This window comes from Streptomyces sp. NPDC015171 (assembly GCF_043079545.1).
Classification (GTDB): Bacteria; Actinomycetota; Actinomycetes; order Streptomycetales; family Streptomycetaceae; genus Streptomyces.
Map to the genome: position 1 here is coordinate 145,095 of NZ_JBIBUO010000006.1, position 12,312 is coordinate 157,406.

General features: G+C 69.7%; 8 protein-coding genes. 4 read left to right on the top strand and 4 right to left on the bottom strand.

Going from position 1 to position 12,312, the window contains the following annotated elements; all coding sequences use genetic code 11:
* Positions 1–43 precede the first annotated feature (43 nt).
* Complete coding sequence (locus ACF073_RS18590; protein ID WP_392071224.1) at positions 44–838, bottom strand: MIP/aquaporin family protein; 795 nt, start codon at positions 836–838, stop codon at positions 44–46.
* A gap of 471 nt (positions 839–1,309) precedes the next feature.
* Positions 1,310–2,074, bottom strand: coding sequence for an IclR family transcriptional regulator (locus ACF073_RS18595; RefSeq protein ID WP_392071226.1), 765 nt, complete (start codon positions 2,072–2,074; stop codon positions 1,310–1,312).
* Positions 2,075–2,348: 274 nt separating this feature from the next.
* On the opposite strand from ACF073_RS18595, the gene metH reads away from it, so the two are divergent.
* The 4 genes from metH (at position 2,349) to ACF073_RS18615 (ending at position 10,430) form a co-directional block, all read left to right on the top strand.
* Positions 2,349–5,867 carry a methionine synthase gene (metH, locus tag ACF073_RS18600; protein WP_392071228.1) on the top strand — a complete coding sequence of 1,173 codons (3,519 nt, stop codon included), beginning with the start codon at positions 2,349–2,351 and terminating at the stop codon, positions 5,865–5,867.
* A gap of 112 nt (positions 5,868–5,979) precedes the next feature.
* Positions 5,980–6,681 (top strand): HAD family hydrolase, encoded by a 702-nt coding sequence (locus tag ACF073_RS18605; protein ID WP_392071230.1) that lies wholly within the window; start codon positions 5,980–5,982, stop codon positions 6,679–6,681.
* Positions 6,682–7,144: 463 nt separating this feature from the next.
* Complete coding sequence (locus ACF073_RS18610; RefSeq protein ID WP_392071232.1) at positions 7,145–8,749, top strand: ABC transporter substrate-binding protein; 1,605 nt, start codon at positions 7,145–7,147, stop codon at positions 8,747–8,749.
* Between the two features lie 97 nt (positions 8,750–8,846).
* Entirely contained in the window at positions 8,847–10,430 is a 1,584-nt protein-coding gene (locus ACF073_RS18615; RefSeq protein WP_392071234.1) for an ABC transporter substrate-binding protein, read from the top strand.
* A gap of 74 nt (positions 10,431–10,504) precedes the next feature.
* Here the strand turns inward: ACF073_RS18615 and ACF073_RS18620 are convergent, their stop codons facing one another.
* Both ACF073_RS18620 and ACF073_RS18625 read right to left on the bottom strand, forming a co-directional pair.
* Positions 10,505–11,176, bottom strand: a complete 672-nt coding sequence (locus ACF073_RS18620) for a response regulator transcription factor (RefSeq protein ID WP_020939010.1) — start codon at positions 11,174–11,176, stop codon at positions 10,505–10,507.
* A 53-nt stretch (positions 11,177–11,229) separates the two neighbouring features.
* Positions 11,230–12,138 (bottom strand): RecB family exonuclease, encoded by a 909-nt coding sequence (locus ACF073_RS18625; protein WP_392071236.1) that lies wholly within the window; start codon positions 12,136–12,138, stop codon positions 11,230–11,232.
* Positions 12,139–12,312: the final 174 nt, after the last annotated feature.

Here is a 12,312-nt window from a genome sequence, read left to right on the forward strand (position 1 = left end):
CTACGGCGCGTGCTTAAAGACTCGGTGCCTCTGTCACGATTCTTTAAGCGAAGGCGGCGTTGTAGATGCCTGCGGCGATGGCGGCGCCGATCAGCGGACCGACCACCGGGATCCAGGCATAGCTCCAGTCGGAACCACCCTTGTTGGGCAGCGGCAGCAGGGCGTGCACGATGCGCGGGCCCAGGTCACGGGCCGGGTTGATCGCGTAGCCCGTCGGGCCGCCCAGCGACAGACCGATCGACACCACCACGAACGCGGTGATCAGACCGCCGAGGGTGCCGAGGCCGTTGCCCTTGTCGTTCAGGCCCTGAGTGAGGACCGCGAGGATCAGCACGATGGTGCCGATGATCTCCGTGGCCAGGTTCTGCACCACGTTCCGGATCTCCGGACCGGTGGAGAAGATGCCGAGAACCGGTCCCGCGCCCTGCTCCTGGGCCTCCACCGCCTTGGCCGTGGTGGCCTGCGCGCCCGGACCGCCGACGATCTCCTTGTCGGTCAGGTGGGCGTGGAACTGGCCGTAGTAGGCCACCCACACCAGAGCCGCGCCGATCATCGCGCCGAGCAGCTGGCCGGCGAAGTAGGTCGGAACGTTGCTCCAGTCGCCGTCCTTGATGGCCAGGGCGACGGTGACGGCCGGGTTGAGGTGCGCACCGGACAGCGGGCCGGAGATGTACACAGCCGTCATGACCGCGAAGCCCCACCCGAAGGCGATGGCGAGCCAGCCGGCGTTTCGGGCCTTGGAGGCCTTCAGCGTGACCGCGGCGCACACGCCGCCGCCGAGCAGGATGAGTATGGCGGTACCGATGGTCTCGCCGATGAAGATGTCGGAGCTGGACACCCGCGACTCCTTTGTCCTTCGTCCAGGGGAAAGCCGAACCCCGGGTCCCACCGGTGGTTCTGGCGCCCTCGGGGATGAGAGCGATGCCGGCCCTTGGCGTTGTCACACTCTAGCGCGTATTGCCGGTAGGTGTTCGACAATGCCGACCGATGGACGGGAGTCTTGCTTCGGCGTTACGCGTGCGTCAAGAGTTCTGTTATCGAAAACAGGATCGTTATTGATCGTTGTGGGTTATCGACCTTCGTGCACGGAGGTGCGATCTGACACTTTTTGACCGTTTTAGGGTAGGTCGATCACGGGAACGCCGCCTGGCGTCCCGGTGGGTTCCGGACCTTGCGCTGGTTCGGTGGTTCCGCTGATGCGGCTGGTTCCGGTCATCCCGGCCGATGCCCGGCCGACGCCTCGGAACCGCTCGGGCGTGCGCCCTGGAGCCGCTCGGGCGTGTGCCCTGGAACGGCCCTGACGTGCGTCTCAGAACCGCCCGGCGCCCAGGTCCCGGGAGACCGCGCGGGCGCAGTCGCGCACCGCCGCGATCAGTTCGGGGCGTACCTCGCCCTCCCGGCACAGCCGTTCCACGGCGCCGGTGATGCCGACCGCGCCCACCGGCATGCGGCGCCGGTCGTGGATGGGCGCGGCGATCGACGCCACGCCCTCCCAGGTCTCCTCCACGTCGGCCGCGTACCCACGCGCGCGCGTGATGTCCAGGAGCTGCTCGAAGTCGCCGGGATCGCACACCGTGCGGTCGGTGAAGGGCTTGCGGTCGGCGTCCAGCGCCTCGCTGTGCGCCACCGGGTCGTACGCCGAGAGCACCTTGCCCAGCGCCGTGGAGTGCAGGGGCTGCATCGCCCCGATCTCCAGCACCTGCCGGCTGTCGTCGGGCCGGAAGACGTGGTGCACGATCAGGACGCCCTGCTGGTGCAGGACGCCCAGGTGCACGCTCTCCCCGCTGGACCTGGCCAGGTCGTCGGTCCACACCAGGGCCCGCGCGCGCAGTTCGTGCACGTCGAGATAGGTGGTGCCGAGGCGCAGCAGCTCGGCGCCGAGCTGGTAGCGGCCGGAGGTGTCGTCCTGCTCCACGAACCCCTCCTGCTGGAGGGTGCGCAGGATGCCGTGGGCGGTGCCCTTGGCGAGGCCGAGCGACGAGGCGATGTCCGAGAGGCCGAGCCGCCGCTCACCGCCCGCGAGCAGCCGCAGCATCGCCGCCGCCCGTTCGAGCGACTGGATGTTCCGTGCCATCGCCGTCCTGCCTCCGTCCCCTTCGACTGCCCGCGGTGCAGTCACCGTTCGGCAATGCCGAACACTACCGGTCGTTGCCGACCTCTCGCTAATGGTCGGACGGCACCTGTTGCCTCGCATGCGGCCCACGCCTGGCATCAGGGTCGTCCTGGTCCGCCTCGTGGACGCCGCTGCCCATCCAAGCCCACTCCCGGTTACTCTGGCGCCGTGCGGCATCCCCATCCAACGGGGAAGCCGCATAGCCGACAGCCGTCGCATCCCAGGGAGCCCTTACATGGCCTCGTCGCCAACGTCCCCTTCCGCCGACAGCCGGACCCGTGTGTCCGCTCTCCGTGAAGCGCTCGCCACTCGCGTGGTGGTCGCCGACGGAGCCATGGGCACCATGCTCCAGGCCCAGGATCCGACTCTCGAGGACTTCGAGAACCTCGAGGGCTGCAACGAGATCCTGAACCTGACCCGCCCCGACATCGTCCGCTCCGTCCACGACGCGTACTTCGCGGTGGGCGTGGACTGCGTCGAGACCAACACCTTCGGCGCCAACCACTCGGCCCTCGGCGAGTACGACATCCCGGAGCGCGTCCACGAACTCTCCGAGTCCGGCGCCCGCGTCGCCCGCGAGGTCGCCGACGAGTACACCGCGCGGGACGGCCGGCAGCGCTGGGTGCTCGGTTCGATGGGCCCCGGCACCAAGCTGCCCACCCTGGGACACGCCCCGTACACCACGCTCCGCGACGCCTACCAGCGCAACGCCGAGGGCCTGGTCGAGGGCGGCGCCGACGCGCTGCTCGTCGAGACCACCCAGGACCTGCTCCAGACCAAGGCCGCCGTGCTCGGCGCCCGCCGCGGTCTCGAAGCCCTCGGCCTCGACGTGCCCGTGATCGTCTCGGTGACCGTCGAGACGACCGGCACCATGCTCCTCGGCTCCGAGATCGGCGCCGCCCTGACGGCCCTGGAGCCGCTCGGCATCGACATGATCGGCCTGAACTGCGCCACCGGCCCGGCCGAGATGAGCGAGCACCTGCGCTACCTCGCCCGGCACTCCCGCATCCCGCTGTCCTGCATGCCGAACGCGGGCCTGCCGGTGCTGGGCAAGGACGGCGCCCACTACCCGCTCACCGCCCCGGAGCTCGCCGACGCCCAGGAGACGTTCGTCCACGAGTACGGCCTCTCCCTGATCGGCGGCTGCTGCGGTACCACCCCCGAGCACCTGCGCCAGGTCGTCGAGCGCGTCCGCGGGGTCACCCCGAGCGAGCGCGACCCGCGCCCCGAGCCCGGTGCCGCCTCCCTCTACCAGACCGTCCCGTTCCGCCAGGACACCTCGTACCTGGCGATCGGCGAGCGCACCAACGCCAACGGCTCGAAGAAGTTCCGCGAGGCCATGCTGGAGGCCCGCTGGGACGACTGCGTGGAGATGGCCCGCGACCAGATCCGCGAGGGCGCGCACATGCTCGACCTGTGCGTGGACTACGTCGGCCGGGACGGCGTCGCCGACATGGAGGAGCTGGCCGGCCGCTTCGCCACCGCCTCCACCCTGCCGATCGTGCTGGACTCCACCGAGGTCCCGGTCATCCAGGCCGGCCTGGAGAAGCTCGGCGGCCGTGCGGTGATCAACTCGGTGAACTACGAGGACGGCGACGGCCCCGAGTCCCGCTTCGCGAAGGTCACCAAGCTCGCCCAGGAGCACGGCGCCGCGCTGATCGCGCTGACCATCGACGAGGAGGGCCAGGCCCGCACCCCGGAGCACAAGGTCGCCATCGCCGAACGGCTCATCGAGGACCTGACGACGAACTGGGGCATCCACGAGTCGGACATCCTCATCGACACCCTGACCTTCACCATCTGCACCGGCCAGGAGGAGTCCCGGGGCGACGGCATCGCCACCATCGAGGCGATCCGCCGGCTCAAGGAACGCCACCCCAACGTCCAGACCACGCTCGGCCTGTCGAACATCTCCTTCGGCCTCAACCCGGCCGCCCGCATCCTCCTCAACTCGGTCTTCCTCGACGAGTGCGTGAAGGCGGGCCTTGACTCGGCGATCGTCCACGCGTCGAAGATCCTCCCGATCGCCCGCTTCACCGAGGAGGAGGTCCAGACCGCCCTCGACCTCGTCTACGACCGGCGTACCGAGGGCTACGACCCGCTCCAGAAGCTGATGGCCCTGTTCGAGGGCGCCACCGCCAAGTCCCTCAAGGCCGGCAAGGCCGAGGAGCTGGCCGCCCTCCCGCTGGACGAGCGTCTCAAGCGCCGCATCATCGACGGCGAGAAGAACGGCCTCGAGGCCGACCTCGACGCGGCACTGGAGGAGCGCCCCGCCCTCGACATCGTCAACGAGACCCTCCTGGACGGCATGAAGGTCGTCGGCGAGCTGTTCGGCTCCGGCCAGATGCAGCTGCCGTTCGTGCTGCAGTCCGCCGAGGTCATGAAGACCGCCGTGGCCCACCTGGAGCCGCACATGGAGAAGTCGGACGCCGAGGGCAAGGGCACCATCGTGCTGGCGACCGTGCGCGGCGACGTCCACGACATCGGCAAGAACCTCGTCGACATCATCCTGTCCAACAACGGCTACAACGTGGTCAACCTCGGCATCAAGCAGCCGGTCTCGGCGATCCTGGAGGCGGCCGAGGAGCACCAGGCGGACGTGATCGGCATGTCCGGACTGCTGGTGAAGTCCACGGTGATCATGAAGGAGAACCTGGAGGAGCTCAACCAGCGCGGCCTGGCCGCCCGCTTCCCGGTCATCCTGGGCGGTGCCGCCCTCACCCGGGCCTACGTCGAGCAGGACCTGTACGAGATCTACGGGGGCGAGGTCCGCTACGCCCGGGACGCCTTCGAGGGCCTGCGGCTGATGGACGCGCTGATCGGGGTCAAGCGGGGCCTGCCCGGCGCCCAGCTGCCGGAACTCAAGCAGCGCCGGGTCCGCCCCACCACCGCGGCGGTCCAGGCCGAGGAACGGCCGGAGGAGGGGCACGTCCGCTCCGACGTCGCCACCGACAACCCGGTGCCCACCCCGCCGTTCTGGGAGACGCGGGTCATCAAGGGCATCCAGCTCAAGGAGTACGCGAGCTGGCTGGACGAGGGCGCGCTGTTCAAGGGCCAGTGGGGGCTGAAGCAGGCCCGCACCGGCGAGGGGCCGACGTACGAGGAGCTGGTGGAGAGCGAGGGCCGGCCCCGGCTGCGCGGCCTCCTGGACCGGCTCCAGACCGACAACCTGCTGGAAGCCGCCGTGGTCTACGGCTACTTCCCGTGCGTGTCCAAGGACGACGACCTGATCCTCCTGGACGAGGCGGGCAACGAACGCACCCGCTTCACCTTCCCGCGCCAGCGCCGGGGCAGGCGCCTGTGCCTGGCCGACTTCTTCCGCCCGGAGGAGTCCGGCGAGATCGACGTGGTCGGCCTCCAGGTGGTCACCGTCGGCTCACGCATCGGCGAGGAGACGGCCAAGCTGTTCGAGGCCAACGCCTACCGCGACTACCTCGAGCTGCACGGCCTGTCCGTGCAGCTGGCCGAGGCCCTCGCCGAGTACTGGCACGCCCGGGTCCGCTCCGAACTCGGCTTCTCCGGGGAGGACCCGGCCGAGATGGAGGACATGTTCGCGCTGAAGTACCGGGGCGCGCGCTTCTCCCTCGGCTACGGGGCGTGCCCGGACCTGGAGGACCGGGCGAAGATCGCCGAGCTGCTCAGGCCCGAGCGGATCGGTGTCCACCTGTCCGAGGAGTTCCAGCTGCACCCCGAGCAGTCCACGGACGCGATCGTGATCCACCACCCCGAGGCGAAGTACTTCAACGCACGCTGAGGCGTGTCGCACCCGGCACACTGTTCGGATAAGTCGTACACTGTTCGGTCCACTGCAGGCCGGTTCCCTGTCCGGGAACCGGCCTGGTCGTCCCCCAAGGAGGTGCGCCCGGATGACCAGTACGATCCCCGCGCTCGGAACCCGTACGGCCGAAGGCTCCGCCCTGCAGGCGGTCCTCCTCGACATGGACGGCACCCTGGTGGACACCGAGGGCTTCTGGTGGGACGTCGAGGTGGAGGTCTTCGCCTCCCTCGGGCACACCCTGGACGAGACCTGGCGCCATGTCGTGGTCGGCGGCCCGATGACCCGCAGCGCGGGGTTCCTGATCGAGGCCACCGGTGCCGACATCACCCTCGCCGAGCTGTCCCTCCTGCTCAACGAGGGGTTCGAGGAGCGTATCGGCCGCGCGCTGCCGCTGATGCCGGGCGCCGCCCGGCTGCTCGCCGAGCTGTACGAGAGCGAGATCCCGACCGCCCTGGTCTCCGCCTCGCACCGGCGCGTCATCGACCGTGTGCTGTCCGTCCTGGGCCCGCACCACTTCGCCCTCTCCATCGCCGGCGACGAGGTCTCCCGCACCAAGCCCTACCCGGACCCGTACCTGCTCGCCGCCGCCGGACTCGGTGCGGATCCGGCCAGATGCGCCGTGGTGGAGGACACCGCGACGGGGGTCGCGGCCGCCGAGGCCGCGGGCTGCCGGGTCGTCGCCGTCCCTTCCGTCGCACCCATCGGCCCGGCCGCCGGCCGTACCGTCGTCTCCTCCCTCGAACAGGTCGACCTGGCATTTCTGCGGGGTCTGATGACGGAAATGCGCTAGCCGTTCACGGGGGGTATCCCCCGGCCCGGAGAGTGCGCCGGAGCGCAAAGCTCATTGGCCGCGCTGTACACATTTCCGGGGAAGTACACCCGAGGGGAATTCAGGCCAGGGCGCCCGGCCGAATTCCGCTGACTGGCCACACAGTTGGAGGTGTGACGTTCCCCACCCCCGACGGGCTCGACAAGGCTGGCCAAGTTGTGCTGACCGCCCCTCGTCCGGCGGTTCGGGTGGGACCTTGTGTCCCGATTGGTGGGACGCTGCACTAATCCTGCCGCTGTCGGGTTTTCGGTGTGTCCGCGACCGGTTCCACTGCGTGATGGGGGCTCAACTCACGCGGCTTTCAGTACCGCTGCGGGCGCGGACTAATCTCATCGCGAGAACATCGCCGAGAACCCCTGTGATCCGTCGCACCACCCCTGCATGCCGGATACACGGACCCGAACAGCTCTGGAGAAACTCCCGCATGAACCGCAAGTCTTTGGTGCTGCCGGCGGTGGCCGGCCTGCTCACCCCGGTTCTCGCCGCGTGCGGCGGATCCGGCAGCGGGAGCAAGAGCGGTGACGCCATCGTCGTCGGTACCACGGACCAGTTCACGGCCACCAAGGACGCCCCGGCGCCTCTCGACCCGGCCTACGCCTACGACGTCGGCACCTGGAACATCCTGCGCCAGTCCGTGCAGACCCTGATGGCGCAGCCCAAGGGCGAGGGCGACCCGGTGCCGGACGCCGCCGAGAGCTGCTCCTTCACCGACAGCGGCAGCGAGCGCTACGCCTGCAAGCTGCGTGAGGGCCTGAAGTTCGCGAGCGGCGACCCGGTGACCGCCGAGGACGTCAAGTACTCCATCGAGCGTGCGCTGCGCATCAACGCCGACAGCGGTGTCTCCGCCCTGCTGAACACCATCGACACCATCGAGACGCAGGGCGACCGCGAGGTCGTCTTCCACCTGAAGACGGCCGACGCCACCTTCCCGTACAAGCTGTCCACTCCGGTCGCGGGCATCGTCAACCCGAAGGACTACGCCAAGGACAAGCTCCGGGACGGCTTCGACGTCGACGGCTCGGGCCCGTACACCTTCAAGGCCGAGACCAAGAACGACGCGATCGTCAGCGCCACCTTCACCAAGAACGCCTCCTACAAGGGCAGCGTGACGGTGAACAACGACCAGGTCGAGCTGCGCGCCTTCGCCGACGCCGACGCGATGGGCAACGCCATCGACAAGGGCGACGTCGACGTGATGACCCGCACCATGTCGCCCGCGCAGATCCAGAAGCTCGACGCCGGCAGCGACGAGAACGTCGACCTGGTCGACATGCCGGGCCTCGAGATCCGCTACCTGGCCTTCAACACCGACGCGCCCACCGTCAAGTCCAAGGCCGTGCGCCAGGCCATGGCCCAGCTCATCAACCGCGGCGAGCTGGTCTCCAAGGTCTACGGCACCCAGGCCGAGCCGCTGTACTCGCTGGTCCCGGCCACCGTCACCGGCCACTCCAACTCGTTCTTCAACAAGTACGGGAACCCCAGCGTCGACAAGGCCAAGGGGCTGCTCACCAAGGCCGGCATCACCGCCCCGGTGAAGCTGACCCTGCACTACACGACCGACCACTACGGTCCGGCCACCAAGCAGGAGTTCGAGGTGCTGCGCAAGCAGCTCAACGACAGCGGCCTGTTCGACGTCTCCCTCCAGGGCCACCCCTGGTCGACCTTCCGGCCCGCCGAGCGCAAGGGCGAGTACGACGTCTACGGCATGGGTTGGTTCCCCGACTTCCCGGACGCCGACAACTTCCTCGCGCCGTTCCTCGACAAGAACAACTTCCTCGGTTCGCCGTACGCCAACAGCACCATCCAGCGCTCGCTGATCCCGCAGTCGCGCCGCGAGGCCGACCGCCTCAGCGCGTCCAAGAGCCTGACGGAGATCCAGGACACCGTCGCCGAGGACGTCCCGGTCCTGCCGCTGTGGCAGGGCAAGCAGTACGTCGCCGCACGGGACGACATCACGGGCGTGGCCTACGCCCTCAACTCCTCCTCGACGCTTCAGCTGTGGGAGCTCGGCCGCGGTGTGAGCGGCTGACGTCTCTCCGCACCCGGGGCCGTGCACGATACGGCCCCGGTGCCCGGGACCAGGGACGCCGGCCCCGGGCTGACGAACCGACGACAAGGCACTTCAAGTGAACATGCGCAACCCGTGGCCAGTCCTGCCCGTCGTGGCGGGACTGGCCTCCGGCCTCCTGTTAACCGGTTGCGGCTCGCAGACCGGCGGCTCCGGGGGGAGCGGCTCCTCCGTGGTGATGGGGATGTCCGACGACGTCCTCGCCACGGACCCGGCAGCGGGGTACGACCCCGGCTCCTGGCTGTTGTTCGACAACGTCTTCCAGTCACTGCTGAGCTTCCCCAAGGGCGCGACCGAACCCCAGCCCGAACTGGCGAGAGAGTGCGCCTTCACCGACACCCGGGCCATGGTCTTCCGGTGCGAGCTGAAGGACGGCCTGAAGTTCAGCAACGGCGACGCCCTCACCTCCGAGGACGTGAAGTTCTCCTTCGACCGCACGCTGCGGATCGACCACCCCGCCGGTCCCGCGCTCATGTTCCCGATGCTCGACAGGGTCGAGACACCGGACGCCAGGACGGCCGTCTTCCACCTCAAGGTCCCTGACGCCACCTTCCCCAGCAAGATCGCCTCCGGCGCCGGCTCCATCGTGGACCACCGCCAGTACGACGCGAACGGGCTGCGCACCGACCACGAGGCCGTCGGCTCCGGCCCGTACCGGCTGGACTCCTTCGACAAGGACCAGGCGGTCTTCTCGGTCAACGGCAACTACAAGGGCAGCGCCGAGGTCAAGAACTCCGGCGTCACCCTGAAGTTCTTCCACGGCGACCGCGCCGCCCTGAAGAAGGCGCTCCTCGACGGCGGTGTCGACATCGCCTACCGCGGTCTGACCGCGTCCGACATCGCCCAGCTCGACCAGCAGGCCGGCAGCGACGGCGTCGACGTCATCGAGGGCGGCAGCGCCGAGGTCCAGCACCTGGTCTTCAACATGAAGGACCCGGTGGCCGGCCGGCTCGGCGTCCGCAGGGCCATGGCCTACCTCGTCGACCGCGACGCCCTGATCAAGGACGTGTACGAGGGCACCGCCACGCCGCTGTACTCGATCGTCCCGGCGGGCATCGCGGGCCACAACACCGCGTTCTTCGACACCTACGGCGCCCGCCCCTCGCGGGCCAAGGCCGCCGAAGCGCTGCGCGCCGACGGCATCACCGGCAAGGTGAAGCTCACCCTGTGGTCCACGCCGTCGCGCTACGGCCCCGCCACCGACGAGGAGCTGAAGGCCATCGCCGGACAGCTCAACGGCAGCGGACTGTTCGACGCCGACGTCAAGTCCGCCGCCTTCGACCGGTACGAGAAGGACATCGCCGACGGCAGGTACGGCGTGTACGTGAAGGGCTGGGTGCCCGACTACCCGGACGCCGACAACTTCACGGCCCCCTTCTTCGGCAGGGGAAGCGTGCTGGACAACCACTACAGCAACCGCACCATCACCGGGACGCTCATCCCCGGCACCGCCGCGCAGAGCGACCGCTCGGCGACCGACCGGAGCTTCGGCAAGCTCCAGGACATCGTCGCCGACGAACTGCCCGTGCTGCCGGTCTGGCAGGGCAAGCAGTACGCGGTCGCCCGCGACGGGGTGTACGGCCTCGAGTACTGCCTGGACGCCTCCACGGTGTTCCGGTTCTGGGAACTGAGCAAGGGCTGACACCCGCTGCGGCAAGGGCGCCCTTCCCCACGGGGGAGGGCGCCCCTCGACGTCCTACGGGCCGGGCGGGCCCGCTACTGCGCGCCGGGGCGCACCAGGCCGCTCTCGTACGCGTACACCGCCGCCTGCACCCGGTCCCGGAGACCCAGCTTGGTGAGGACATGCCCCACATGTGTCTTCACCGTCGTCTCGCTGACGAACAGATCCGCCGCGATCTCGGCGTTGGACAGCCCGCGCGCCACCAGCTTCAGCACCTCCACCTCACGGTCGGTGAGGGTGTGCAGGGTGTCCGGCACCGGCTCCTCGCCGGACGGCAGATGCGTGGCGTACTTGTCCAGCAGCCGCCGGGTGATGCTCGGCGCGAGCATGGCCTCGCCGCCCGCCACGACCCGGATCGCCTGCACCAGCTCGTTGGCGGGCGCGTCCTTGAGCAGAAAGCCGCTGGCGCCGGCGCGCAGCGCCTCCACCACGTACTCGTCCAGGTCGAAGGTGGTCAGCACCAGCACCTTGGCCGGGCCGTCCCGGCCGGGACCGGTGATCTGCCGGGTGGCCTCCACACCGTCCATCCGCGGCATCCGGATGTCCATCAGCACGACATCCGGTTGCAGTGCTCGCACCTGGTCGAGGGCCTGCAGGCCGTCGCCGGCCTCGCCGACGACCGCGATGTCCTGCTCGGCCTCCAGGATCATCCGGAAACCGGTACGCAGCAGGGGCTGGTCATCGACCAGTAGGACGCGGATGGCCACGGGACACTCCTTCGCTAGTCCGGGCCCATTCTGCCCTGCGCGGGATTCCCCGCTCACACCGTCCCGGACTCGGGGTTCCTGACCGGCAGCGGATAGGGCGGGGGAGTGCCGCCGAACTCCGGGCAGTGCGCCTGGTGGTCGCACCAGCCGCACAGCTTGGTCGGCCGGGGCCGCCACTCGCCGGTCTCCGTGGCCCGTCCGATGGCCTCCCACAGCGCGTGCAGCTTGCGCTCCACCCGCTCCAGGTCGGCGAGGACGGGGTCGTACGTCAGCACGTCCCCGCTGCCGAGGTAGACGAGCTGGAGCCGGCGCGGGACCACCCGCTTCAGCCGCCAGACGACGAGGGCGTAGAACTTCATCTGGAACAGCGCGCCCTCGGCGTACTCCGGGCGCGGGGCCTTGCCCGTCTTGTAGTCGACGATCCGCACCTCGCCCGTCGGCGCCACGTCCACCCGGTCGATGATCCCGCGCAGCCGCAGCCCCGACTCCAGCTCGGCCTCGACGAACAGCTCCCGCTCGGCCGGTTCGAGCCGCGTCGGGTCCTCCAGCGTGAACCAGCGCTCCACGAGCCGCTCGGCCTCGCTGAGCCAGCCGGCCAGCCGCTCCCCTTCCGGGTCGTCGGCGAACAGCTCGGTCACCTCCGGGCGGCTCTCCCGCAGCCGGTCCCACTGGCCCGGGATGAGCGCCTTGGCCCGCGGCGCCGTCCGCTCCCCGGCGGGCGCGTCGAACAGCCGCTCCAGCACGGCGTGCACCAGCGTGCCCCGGGTCGCCGCCGCACTCGGCTTCTCCGGCAGGCGGTCGATCACCCGGAACCGGTACAGCAGCGGGCACTGCATGAAATCGCCGGCCCGGGACGGCGACAGAGAGGTCGGCGCGGCGGGGCTCCGCTCCCCGGGGGTGCCCTGCGCGCCGCCGGTCCCGCCGTCCGGCCCGGCCGCTGCCTCTTCGATGCTGCTGTCCATGACCACAGACCTTACGGCCCGCCACTGACAGTGACCCGGTCGCAGGCCCGCGTCGACCGCGCGACCCCGGGGCAAACACAAGGGGTGCCGGGGCGAAACGTGCCACCAAGGCCGCATACCATCGACCAGAGACCCTTCCGTCCGGCAGGTACGGAAGACGCTTCGAACGAGGGG

Excerpts from the sequence above, each read along its gene's own strand:
- ACF073_RS18595 (WP_392071226.1), bottom strand. The coding sequence starts at position 2,074 with ATGGCACGGAACATCCAGTCGCTCGAACGGGCGGCGGCGATGCTGCGG.
- ACF073_RS18605 (WP_392071230.1), top strand. The coding sequence starts at position 5,980 with ATGACCAGTACGATCCCCGCGCTCGGAACCCGTACGGCCGAAGGCTCC.
- ACF073_RS18625 (WP_392071236.1), bottom strand. The coding sequence starts at position 12,138 with ATGGACAGCAGCATCGAAGAGGCAGCGGCCGGGCCGGACGGCGGGACC.
- ACF073_RS18610 (WP_392071232.1), top strand. The coding sequence starts at position 7,145 with ATGAACCGCAAGTCTTTGGTGCTGCCGGCGGTGGCCGGCCTGCTCACC.
- metH (WP_392071228.1), top strand. The coding sequence starts at position 2,349 with ATGGCCTCGTCGCCAACGTCCCCTTCCGCCGACAGCCGGACCCGTGTG.